Source organism: Clostridium sp. CS001 (assembly GCF_020443565.1).
In the GTDB taxonomy this organism is placed as follows: Bacteria; Bacillota; Clostridia; order Clostridiales; family Clostridiaceae; genus Clostridium_AD.
Genome location: NZ_JAIZZN010000051.1, coordinates 1 through 11,680, shown reverse-complemented (window position 1 = coordinate 11,680; position 11,680 = coordinate 1). Strand labels below are relative to the sequence as shown.

Genomic DNA, 11,680 nt, shown 5'->3' with positions numbered 1-11,680 from the left:
TCTTGAAATATCTTAGGAATATTGAAAATTTGATTAGTTAATACTTTATAATAATAATTATCAAACTTTAAAATGTAATTAATATAATGCTTATCTTCATTTGATAAATTACCATTTACTTTAATTTGTTCTCTAATTCTTCTTTTAATATTAGACCATTGAGATTTTATATTTCCCATAGCTTCACTTAAAGCTAACTTCCAGTACCTAGCAGGCAACTTCCATTTCTCCGCAAATTTAGTTTTTACCCATTCATCTCTTATCTGTCTTTCCTTACCTAGTAATGGAATACTATTGATTCCACTAAATCTTGAATAAACATAGTTTTTAACATTCTTATATTTGTTTGCTATGAATTTTAATTCTTTTAAAGTCTCTTCATCTAATTCATGCGAATATTGTTTAACAGTTTTTATTATAGTATCCATTATCTTCACCTCTTTATATTTTATTATTATCAAAATCCACCTATTTTATAGATGCTTTTTTCATGATATAAAATATTTTATTGAGGTTATATAAATGATGGTTACAATCAAAAATAATATAAGTATATATGTTTCAACTTTAAAACTACATTCAAATTACTGATAAATGTTTGTTCAAAACGTAAAGTAATTGAACAAATATTATTGAAACATATATATTAAAACTACTATCCTAAGAGTGATACATAAAACCTAAAATTAAAAGCTGATAGAGAGCGACCTTCTGTAAGTAATTACGTTTATAATTTAATTGCTAAAGATTTAGAAAAATAGTTGATTGTTATAAAACTTTAAAATACGGTTGTCTAAATTATCTAGTTTACATTTATACATTATTTTTAGAGTGTTCACATAGATTCGTTAACTCTATGCAGTTCTCTTATGAACTTCTTATACTTTCATATAAGCACAGACTATATCACAATCCTATTTCTCTATTGCACAATAGGAACTATTGCATAATAGCCATAATAGGATTCTCCCCATTTCCCCACACTTGCAGGTACGAGATTTCTCTCTAGTCGTTGAACTTTACTCTATTTGAGTCTTAGCTGCTGATTACCCATTATTACAACTTTTACAAAGTTGTTTGGTGTTTAGGATTTAACCTTGCACCATACTAATTATTTTTTCTACTTTCGTCACCATCACGCTTGATTTTGTTTCATATCTACGTTGTGGTTAATTAGTCTTTAGGGACTTCCAGCAATTAAAGGAGTTTTGGCGTTTATACAAACGCACTCTACACTCTTTACGAATGTAGGGAGCTTTATTCGAATAAAATATTCCGTTTGTACATGTTTGTGTACATTCGTATATATTTTATACAACTAACGAGTTGCTCCATTTTCAAATTCGTAGGCTGTAATCTCTCCCTGATTATCCTTTACAACTCCTGTGATCATATGAGCTGCTCTTTCATATTTATTCATAATAACACTGCCTTTCTTATTACACTTGTATAACTTTATGTTATAAAATATAGTATTTACCTATATAGTTTTACCAATTATACAATCTTTTATGATAGTTGTTTATATAATTTTTTGGCAATACTAGTAACAGAGTTATTGCAAATTATTCGCATTTGGGTGTATAATAATCTTTGGTATTGTCAGTACTTTAGGAGGTTTCAAATGATCATCATAAATAATTTATGTTTTACATACACAAATTCAAAGCCCTACCTGTTAGATAATGTTAACCTTAAATTTGAAAGAGGCAGTTATGTTTCAATACTCGGTGAGAATGGTAGTGCTAAAAGTACTTTAGTTAAATTAATATTAGGTTTATTAAAACCTAATAATGGCGAAATTAGTATATCTACTTCTAAGATAGCCTACGTTGCGCAAAAAGTTGAAAACTTTAATTCTCAGTTTCCTATAACAGTTTTTGAGATGCTAAACTGTCACAGGCGAGTATTAAAACTTAAAGATAAAAACTTAATTTTAAAGTGTTTAAAGGCTGTAGGTATGGAAGACCATATGCATACTCTCATTGGAAATCTTTCAGGAGGTCAGCAGCAAAAAATCTTTATTGCTAGAAGTTTAATTGGTGACCCTGAGCTATTGATTTTAGATGAGCCATCTACTGGTGTTGATCTTCAAAGCATGGGTGACGTTTATTCTATTATTAAAGGACTAAATCAAAATCTAGGTATTACAGTTATTTCTGTAGAACATAATTTGAAAGCTGCACTAGATAATTCAACTGATATTTTCGAAATGAGTAGTGGAAATGGAATACTTTATACTATTGATGCTTATAAAAATAAATTAAAAGAAGAAAGGGGGTAACATTCCCTTATGTTCCAATACGGTTTTATGCAAAATGCTTTAATGGCATCAATTTTAATTTCTATCTTATTCCCAATTGTAGGGGTTTTCCTAGTACTCAAAAGATATTCCATGATGGGAGATACTTTATCTCACGCCTCCTTTGCTGGAGTAGCTATTGGCTTAATCCTTGGGTACAATCCTATACTTTGTGCTTTTATTTTTACAGCCCTATGTGGCTTATCCATTGAATTTTTAAGAGATTATTATAAAAAATATGCAGAATTGATTCTTGTAATTTTACTTACTTTTAGTGTAGGTATCGGAATAACTTTAGTCAGCACGGGAAAAGCAGGTGCTAATGTTAACTCTTATCTATTTGGAAGCATACTTACTGTTACCAAAAGTGATTTATACATAATGCTTGTACTTAGTATAATTTCCATAGTAACTATATATTTCTTATATAATGAATTACTATATATTACCTTTGATGAAGAAGGAGCTAAAGTTTCTGGTGTAAAAGTTAAAGTAATTAACTATGTTTTTGCACTATTAGTAGGTGCTACTATTTCAGTTTCTCTAAGAATACTTGGAATACTTGTTATGTCCTCTATGATAGCCTTGCCTGTAGCCACTGCACTTCAGATGAATAAGGGATTTAAGCATACTTTAATTTGTTCCATATTATTTGGATTTATAGACATAATTCTAGGCCTTGTTATATCTTACTTTATAAACTGCGCTCCTGGAGGAACAATTGCTCTGACTTCTGTGTTTGTCTTAATTGTTGTAATCGCTAGCAAAAGAGTATTGTCAAAAGCATAAAGCTAAGCCATATATTATTTCATACCCTAAAAAATAATTGGAGGTATTTTTCATGATAGAAGCTATAAATTCAAGAAAATCCGTAAGAAATTATAAGACTGAAAGTTTGACTTCAGGTGATTTGCAAAAGGTTAAAACTATAATACATGAGGCTAAACCTTTACACCCCGATATACCTATGGAGGTATTTTTAATTGAAAACGGTGAAAAAATTAGGAATACCTCAAAGGGTATCGTAGGAAAATATACTCAAGTTAAAGCTCCTCATTATTTAGCCTTTACTTCCGAAACTACGGAAGGCCATTTGGAGAATATAGGATTCATTGGCGAAGAAATTGTTCTTAAGCTAACAGAGCTAGGAATAGGAACTTGCTGGGTAGGTGCTGCAATTAAAGAAGAGGAATTTAATAACATTGTTAATGTTCAGGGTAATCAAAGTTATATTATTTTAGTGGCTTTTGGGTATCCTGAAGCTTCAGTACAACCTGTTAAAAATAGAAAAAGATTAGACAAAAGCAAAGTAATTTCCGGTACTTATGAGAATCAATATGACCCTATAGTACAAGCGTTTATAGCTGCTCCATCTGCAGTTAATTCTCAACCTTGGAAGTTAATAATAGAAAAGAATAAATTTGATTTATATTTAGAAAACAGAAGTTTTTTAACCAAAAAACTTCTTAAAGAAATGAACCATATAGATATAGGCATAGGTCTTAGTCATTTGTATCATTCAGCAATTGAGCTAGGATTCGCGGTGGAACTAAACCAAGCTTCTCATCTTCAAGTACCAGACGCTCTTTATATTATTAGTGCAACCTTAAATAAGAGTAATTAAATAAAACTATGAAAAGCACTTATACTGCTTTTCATAGTTTTTTTAATTTATTATTTTAATTATAACCCTTAAAAGTTCTTTTCATCATACCTTTATTTATGCAAAGTAAGGATTCTTATTCCTTAGTAGTGTATTACTTATCCTAAAATTTATAATCTTTAAATTTATCTTTTAGTAAATCTCCTAAAGTTAAACCTTCTTCTTTTTCATTATACTTTGCAAGTTCTGCATAACCTGTATTTGATGCTTCTTTAATGCTTAGGCTAATTCTTTTGCCTGTTTCATTTATTTCACCAATTTTTACTTTTACAACGTCTCCAACTGTTAACACATCAGAAACCTTTGCTATTCTATCCTCTGATATTTCCGATAAATGAACTAATCCTTCTATGCCTGATGAAAGCTTTACAAAAGCTCCAAAATCCATTAATCTCACTACAGTTCCCTCTACCACATCATTTGTGTGATATAGAGCTGATATGTTATTCCAAGGGTCTCCTGCTGCTTCTTTAAGTCCTAAGGATATTCTTCCCTTAGCTTTATCAAAGTCTAAAACATAAACCTCTACTTCATCTCCAGCTGACACTATCTCTGATGGATCTGAAACTCTTTTCCATGATAAATCTGAAATGTGAATAAGACCATCAACTCCACCTAAATCTACAAAAGCACCAAATTTAGCTAGTCTTGTTACAATACCTTTTCTTTTCTCACCTTTTTTAAGTTCATTCCAAACTGCATTTGCTCTTAAATCATTTGTTTCTTTTTCTATAACTTTTCTAGATAAAACTACTTTTTTGTTTTCTTTATCTAACTCAATTATTTTAACTTCTAGAGTTTTACCTTTAAAATCTTGTAGATTCTCTACATAAGCATTAGATAATTGTGACGCAGGTATAAATGTTCTAACCCCATGAACGTAAGCTGTAGCTCCGCCTTTTACTATTTCGTTAATTGTTATCTCTAAAGTTTTATCCTCATCAATAATCTTTTGGAATTCATCCCATACTCTTACGTTATCTGCTCTTTTTTTAGATAAAAGCACATTTCCTTCTCCATCATTAACTTTCATTACATATACAAATATTTCATCATTAACCTTTACAACATCTGTAGGATTTACCTCGTTTTCATTTGATATTTCTTCTTTTGGTATAACTCCATCTGTAATGAATCCTATGTTAACAAGGACCTCATTTTCATTTACAGAAATTACAGTTCCACGTACAATATCTCCACTATTAATGTACTCCATAGATTTCTCAATAGTTCCCATTGCATCATTCATAGAAACCTCTTCTATATTTTCTGTTGTTATGTTGTCTGTTGTCATATAAATACACCCCTTTTATAAACTTTTCGTAAAATTATTATTCATTTATCAAATTAATACTTTAGTATTTAATAAACATTTCACCGTCTCAACCAATAATCATATTTAATCTTTATAAATTTACTATGAAATTATATTTTACCATAAGTACGTAGTATAATGTAAGTATTCTATAAATGTTCCTCTAAGTCCTGCTTTTTTTCTACTTTTCATAGAATAAAGATAAAATTGCTTTTATCTTTATAGTTGACCTATGCATAAGGTCATACCGTCTAATTTCATCTTGCCACTTATAATTTTTGCTCCACTAAGCTCTATGCAAGGCTCACTAACAGCCCTTACTCCAATAGTTTTCTCTACAAAATCGCTGCCTTCAAATTTATGCTGTACTACTCTTATATTCTCTATTGTAAATATTTCAAATTCACACTTAAAATACTCAGCCAAATCCTTTATTGCAACCTCATCTTTTTTAACCTCTACTGTTGCTATTGATTTTACAGCCCTATAATCTATGTTGTTTTCTCTAAGCACCCTTAATACTGTATTCCTCATTTTTTCTGTAGAAAAATCCTTTCTACAACCTATTCCAAGCACTATATCTTTTCTTATTAATCTTAATGTAGGTACATCATGTCCATGCAACTGTTTATTAACATTCTCGCTACTGGAAATGTATAGCAACCCACAAATACCATCTAAATTACTATTATATCCAGCAGGTGTTTGAATTATTCCCTTTTCATCGAGAAAGCCAACCTTTTTTCCTTCTACCAAAAGAGCTGATATATCTTTTGCCTTTTTTAAATCTTCAATAATAAGGTCATTATTTTTTGCAATGATATCAGGAGCCTCAATACCCAAATTATCAGTAGCCGTAGTTATGATAGGCTCTGCGTGAAGAAACTTGCTAATATCTAATGTAAGCTGATTTGCCCCACCTAAGTGACCACTTAAAAGACTTATAACGTAATTACATGAATTATCTATAACTATTACTGCTGGGTCCACATCCTTGCTTTTTATATATGGAGCTATAGCTCTAACAGCAATACCTGTAGAACTTATAAATATTATAGCGGAGTAGTTTTCCATTACTTTTCTACTAACTTCCTTAAAATTAAAGTCACTTTGCTTTTTCTTTGAATATAAATCCACATTATATTTTGAAGCTAAAACCTCCGCTATTTTATCACCTTGATCTGTAAATGTAATAACTGCATATTTCATATTATCACCGTTCCCGTTCCGTATTAAAATATCATATTTTAATTATACATCAAATTGTTGGGGACGGTTCATGACTAATTCAACAAATTAAATTTACGGGACAAGCCCCCGCAAATTTAATTTGTTAATAGTCATGAACCGTCCCCGCTTTTTTACCCCAGCAGTTTACCTAATAGTAATGAACCGTCCCCACCCACTTTTATCTTTCTTCTCTAAAATAAGGATTTCCAAGTCCTGCTGGTGGTGAATTTTTACTAGATTTTTTCATAGATACTATAACAAGAATAATTATTGTTGCTACATAAGGTATCAAGGATATAAGGTATTGAGATATTGGGAAATTTGGTATGCCTTGTAGCCTAAAGCCTATTATATCAAGTCCTCCAAAAAGGTAGGCTCCCATAATTGCTCTATGCGGTCTCCAAGTTGCAAAAATTACTAAGGCAACTGCTATCCACCCTCTACCAGCTGTTACGTTTTCCTGCCAAGCTGGCACATAAACAAGTGATAAATATGCTCCTCCAAGCCCGCAAAGAGCTCCACCAACTAGAGTGTTAACATATTTATATAAATTAACATTTATACTAGCTGCATCTGCTGCTGCTGGATTTTCACCAACTGCCATGGTGTTTAATCCCTTTGTAGTTTTGTATAAATATAAAAATAAAAGAACTGTTACAATATATCCAAGATACACGAACTTGTCATGATTAAAAAATATATCCCCTAGAAATGGTATGTCACCCAATAATGGAACTCTTACAGGTACGAAAAATGCTTTAACTTTATCTGGAGTTACTTGTCCGATCAAGTTTTTGCCTACCATACTTGAAAATCCAGTTCCGAATATTGTCAGTGTAAGACCACATACAACTTGATTAGCTCTAAGACTTATGGTTAAAAATGCATAAATTAAAGCTCCAAAAGCTCCAGCAATTGCTGCTGATACCATTGCTATTACAGGATCTCCTGTATTAAGACCTGCCATAAATCCAATTACAGAACCTATAAGCATCATGCCTTCTACTCCAAGATTAAGATTCCCTACCTTTTCAGTTAATATTTCACCTAATGTAGCAAAAAGCAGAGGTGTACCAGCTACAACAGCAGCTGCAAAAAATGATATTATACTATCCATTTTTATTCTCCTCCTTTATGTTGCTTTCATCTTGTTTAACTTGCTTTATATTAATTTCAGTAATATCACACTGTGGAACTGCAATTTCACTTACATAACATTGCTCCTTAAAACTAATTTTATATTTAGTGAAGAATTCGCTACCCAATACGAAAAGTAGTATAACTGCTTGTATTAATTGCGCCGCTGCCTCCGGTATTCCAAAAGCCGTTTGAATAAATGACGCTCCCTCTAGTAGTGCTGCAAACAATATAGAAACTATTACTATAACAGGTGCACTAAGTGCCGAAAGCCAAGCTATAATTATAGCTGTAAATCCAGATCCACCTGCAACTTGAAGCGTTAATGTTCTACTAACTGCGGAAGCTTGAATTACCCCTGCAATTCCACATAATGCCCCACTTAAAAATATGGCTACATACATGGTGTTTTTAACTTTTATGCCGGAGTATATAGCAGTCTTTTCACTTTCCCCAAGCACTGAAACTTCATAACCTTTTTTAGTATATTTCATAAAAATGTACACTAAAATAACAAGTATAACAGCAATTACCCACCCCATGTGTATACCAAAAAACTGTGGAAGTGTTGCATTTGGAGAGAAACTAGGTATCTTTGGAAAACCCATTGCATTTTTATCTTTCCAAGGTCCATATTGAAGATAGGTAATAATTTTCATAGCAATATAGTTTAGCATTAAGGTTACAATGGTTTCATTGGTTTTCCACTTCCCCTTAAGAGAAGCTGCAATTAGTGCCCATAATCCACCACCTAAAATCCCTGCACAAAACATTATTAATAATAAAGGAATTTGAGGCATCTGTGGGAATTTCAAAGCAAAATAACTAGCAAAAAGGGCACCCATTAATATTTGTCCTTCTCCACCGATATTCCAAAATTGCATTTTGAAAGCTATAGAAATACCAAGTGAAGCTATAATTAGAGGTATTGCCTTAATAAGTGTTTGCTTTATAGTATACTCTGTCCCAAAACTGCCTTTTATGATTGCAGCATACACTTCTATTGGATTGAGTTTAATTACCAGCAAAAATATAGCTAGGACTAAAAGTGATAGGAGGATTGCAATAGCTCTTATTTTAAAACTGTCAGTCTTGCTAATTTCTGCTCTTTTAACAAATCGCATCTATATTGCCCCCCTATCTACCGATTTTCCCACCATCATCATTCCAATTTCTTCTCTTGTGGCAACCTTTGCATCAACAATTCCTGTAACTTCTCCGTGGCAAAGCACCATAATTTTATCGCATAAATGCATTAATACATCTAGCTCTTCTCCAATGAATAATATAGCTGTTCCCTTTTGTTTTTCTTTGCTTATAAGATCATAAATTGTATGACAGGTATTAATATCTAGGCCTCTAACGGCATATGCCATAATAAGAATCCTAGGATACATACTGAGTTCTCTTCCAACTAATATCTTTTGAATATTTCCACCTGATAAATATTTTATAGGGTGATATATATCTGGTGTCTTAATTTCAAATTGCTCTACCATTTTTTTTGCTTTTTCAATAACTGGCTTTCTATCTATAAACATTCCCTTTTGTTTATGATAATCCTTTAGCAAAAGGTTATCTACCATACCCATTGAGGCAACTAATCCCATTCCCAGTCTATCCTCTGGTATAAAGCTCATGCTTATTCCCTTATTAATAATATCTCTAGGTGACTTTCCTACTAGATTTTCCCCATCAAGTACTATGGCACCACCTGCTACCTTCTCAATTCCTGCAATAGCTTCACATAATTCTTTTTGTCCACTACCAGCTATTCCAGCTATACCAAGAACCTCACCTTGTCTTAAATAAAAACTAATGTTTTTAATTACTTCTGCTCTTTCAGCATTTAAAACTCTCAGATCCTTTACTTCTAAAACTACTTCTCCTGCCTCTCTATCTACCCTATTTATAGATAAATCTGCCTTTCGTCCCATCATAAGTTCAGTTAAAAGTTTTGGAGTGGTCTTTTCTTTTTCCACTGTTTTCACAGCTTCACCTTTTCGCAGTACAGTAATTTTATCGCATATTTCCATAACTTCATCCATCTTATGACTAATAAATATGATTGCGCAACCTTGCTCTTTCATTTTCAGCATTATTTTAAATAACTTTTTAATTTCACTATCTGTAAACACTGTTGTAGGCTCATCTAGCACTAAAATGTCAGCGCCTCTATAAAGCACCTTAAGTATTTCAAGATTTTGCCTCTCCCCTACTGCCATATCGCAAACGTATTTATTTATATTCACTTCTAATTGAAACTTTTCACATATATCATTTATCTTTTTCACTTCTAATTTGTCATTAAAAAATAAGCCACTACTTTGTCCTAGCAATATGTTTTGCTTTGCTGTCATTTCCTCTACTAATTTAAAATGTTGATATATCATTCCAACTCCAGCTTTTATAGCATCCTTTGGAGATGTAAAATGCATATCTTTTCCGTGGATAGAAATAGTGCCACAATCTGGAGTGTATACTCCTGATAACATATTCATTAGCGTACTTTTACCTGCTCCATTTTCACCTAGTAGTGCATGGATTTCCCCTCCATATACAGTTAAATTCATATTTCTATTCGCAATAACTTTTCCGAAGGTTTTACTGATGTTCTCTATAGATACATAAGGGATTTTATCCATACTCAATTCCTACCCTTCATATTTTTTAGTCTTATGATCAAATCATAAAACTTAATAATATAGTAAGTATGAAATTTCATACTTACTATATTTAATACTTTTATGCCTACTATTTAAATGTAATTCCTACGAAGTGCTATTTTATTTTACCTTCTACACCTTTTACAAACCAATCAAATTGTAGCATTTCTGGATCTGTCATCACGATACCTTTTTCAACTTTAACTTTTCCATCTTGGTCCATTAATGGTCCCACAAATATCTTGTTTTCTCCTGATAAAATTGCTGCTGTTGCTTTATCTACAGCCGCTTGTGCTCCTTCTGGCGCATTAGCTGTTAGTGGTGCAAGTTTAACAATTCCAGCATCTAAGCCTTCCCAATAGCTTCCTGATTTCCAAGTACCATCTTGGATAGCTTTTATTTGTGAAACATAGTATGGTGTCCAATCCCAAATTGGTGATGTCATATATGCTTTAGGTGCCTTAGCTTCCATGTTTGTATTGTAACCAGTTGCAAATATTCCTGCTTCTTCAGCAGCTTGAAGCGGACCTGCTGTATCTTGATGTTGTGCAAGTACGTCTGCACCTTCAGCGATTAATGCTTTTCCTGCTTCTTTTTCTGTAGCGGGGTCATACCAAGTATTAGTCCATCTTACTTTTACTATTGCTTTAGGATTAACAGATTGTACCCCTAAAGTATACGCATTTATTCCTCTAACCACTTCTGGAATTGGGAATGCTCCTACATATCCTATAGTATTAGTTTTAGTCTTCATACCAGCAACTATACCTGAAAGATATCTAGCTTGATACATACGACCAAAATAGTTTGACATATTTGGTGCAGTCTTGTATCCAGATGCGTGTAGATATTTAACATCAGGATGTTTTAATGCTGATGCTTCCATTCCGTCCATAAATCCAAAACTCGTTCCTATAATAACGCTGGCTCCTTGGTTAATCATGTCTTCGCATACTTTTTCTACTTCTGCTAAATCTTCTTTTACTGATTCTCTAAGCATAGTTTTTACACCTAGCTGTGTTTCTAATTCTTTTCTTGACACATCATGAGAGTAAGTCCAACCTTCATCTCCTACAGGTCCTACATATATAAACCCTATAGATAAAGGTTTCTTTTCAGAAGCAGGTGTCTCAGCTTTTGGAGTTTCTGTTTTTGGAGTGCTACTACATCCCGTTAGAACTAAAGACATAATTAATGTAAATGCTACGATTAAACTTCCTAATTTCTTATTCATTATTAATTCCCCCTCATTTAAAATGAGCGTTCACGGAAACTCCTTAGCCCCTGTGATTACTCATTTTTAATTTCATTGATTTTTGTTGTTTCCCCCACTTTTTTTGCATAAAACACTTGACAAGTCTCTAGAA

10 protein-coding genes are annotated in these 11,680 nt (G+C 32.3%); 3 read left to right on the top strand and 7 right to left on the bottom strand.

Annotated features, from left to right (window positions below; genetic code table 11):
* Window positions 1–428: hypothetical protein (locus LGK97_RS19145; protein ID WP_413228456.1), on the bottom strand; the 428-nt coding region annotated here is incomplete at its 3' end.
* Between the two features lie 1,196 nt (window positions 429–1,624).
* On the opposite strand from LGK97_RS19145, the gene LGK97_RS19140 reads away from it, so the two are divergent.
* Genes LGK97_RS19140 through LGK97_RS19130 form a run of 3 tightly spaced genes read left to right on the top strand, consistent with a single transcriptional unit; the run spans window position 1,625 to window position 3,926 of the window.
* Complete coding sequence (locus LGK97_RS19140) at window positions 1,625–2,284, top strand: metal ABC transporter ATP-binding protein (protein WP_226261846.1); 660 nt, start codon at window positions 1,625–1,627, stop codon at window positions 2,282–2,284.
* A gap of 9 nt (window positions 2,285–2,293) precedes the next feature.
* A complete protein-coding gene (locus tag LGK97_RS19135; protein WP_226261844.1) occupies window positions 2,294–3,091 on the top strand; it encodes a metal ABC transporter permease in 798 nt (265 codons plus the stop codon).
* A gap of 52 nt (window positions 3,092–3,143) precedes the next feature.
* Window positions 3,144–3,926 carry a nitroreductase family protein gene (locus LGK97_RS19130; RefSeq protein WP_226261842.1) on the top strand — a complete coding sequence of 261 codons (783 nt, stop codon included), beginning with the start codon at window positions 3,144–3,146 and terminating at the stop codon, window positions 3,924–3,926.
* Between the two features lie 142 nt (window positions 3,927–4,068).
* Here LGK97_RS19130 and rpsA read toward each other — a convergent pair whose 3' ends face one another.
* The 6 genes from rpsA to LGK97_RS19100 form a co-directional block, all read right to left on the bottom strand.
* Window positions 4,069–5,259, bottom strand: a complete 1,191-nt coding sequence (gene rpsA / locus LGK97_RS19125; RefSeq protein ID WP_226261840.1) for a 30S ribosomal protein S1 — start codon at window positions 5,257–5,259, stop codon at window positions 4,069–4,071.
* Window positions 5,260–5,499: 240 nt separating this feature from the next.
* Entirely contained in the window at window positions 5,500–6,489 is a 990-nt protein-coding gene (gene cbiG / locus LGK97_RS19120) for a cobalt-precorrin 5A hydrolase (RefSeq protein ID WP_226261838.1), read from the bottom strand.
* A gap of 199 nt (window positions 6,490–6,688) precedes the next feature.
* Window positions 6,689–7,627, bottom strand: coding sequence for an ABC transporter permease (locus LGK97_RS19115; protein WP_226261836.1), 939 nt, complete (start codon window positions 7,625–7,627; stop codon window positions 6,689–6,691).
* The gene (locus LGK97_RS19110) at window positions 7,620–8,771 is read right to left on the bottom strand and encodes an ABC transporter permease (RefSeq protein ID WP_226261834.1); all 1,152 of its coding nucleotides are present in this window, start codon (window positions 8,769–8,771) and stop codon (window positions 7,620–7,622) included. The genes LGK97_RS19115 and LGK97_RS19110 overlap by 8 nt, the downstream gene beginning before the upstream one ends.
* Complete coding sequence (locus LGK97_RS19105; protein WP_226261848.1) at window positions 8,772–10,292, bottom strand: ABC transporter ATP-binding protein; 1,521 nt, start codon at window positions 10,290–10,292, stop codon at window positions 8,772–8,774.
* A 136-nt stretch (window positions 10,293–10,428) separates the two neighbouring features.
* Entirely contained in the window at window positions 10,429–11,547 is a 1,119-nt protein-coding gene (locus LGK97_RS19100; protein ID WP_226261832.1) for a BMP family ABC transporter substrate-binding protein, read from the bottom strand.
* Window positions 11,548–11,680 lie beyond the last annotated feature (133 nt).